This window comes from Ferrovum myxofaciens (assembly GCF_000735045.1).
GTDB lineage: Bacteria > Pseudomonadota > Gammaproteobacteria > Burkholderiales > Ferrovaceae > Ferrovum > Ferrovum myxofaciens.
The window spans coordinates 1-337 of the sequence record NZ_JPOQ01000509.1; the positions used below are offsets into that span (position 1 = coordinate 1).

A 337-nucleotide genomic window follows, 5' to 3' on the forward strand; every position below is an offset into this window, starting at 1 on the left:
CATCAGATGAAATAGTGAAAACCAAACCAGATGCAAAATCGGGGCAGCGCCGTCCAGCTGCGAGTGAAGTCGAATGCACAACTTAAACTCAAGGCATTATTGTCTTGACACAGGGGTCCACTTCAGTATGCTGACCAGTTTTTGGAGCCAGCATGCCCGCACCAAGGATTGCTATGCGTAAGATCAAGGATATTCTTCGATTAAAACTCGATGCTGGGAACAGTCAGCAACATCACCGTGTCGGCCAACGGCGGCAAGTGGTTCGTGAGCATCCAGACCGAGCGCGAGGTTGAGCAGCCGGTGCATCCGGCCACAAGCATCGTCGGCATCGACGTGG

At 52.8% G+C, this 337-nt stretch carries 1 pseudogene; it reads left to right on the top strand.

The features are described from left to right. Positions 1-216: 216 nt before the first annotated feature. Positions 217-337: pseudogene (locus IV91_RS19940) on the top strand (RNA-guided endonuclease InsQ/TnpB family protein); the annotation flags it as partial.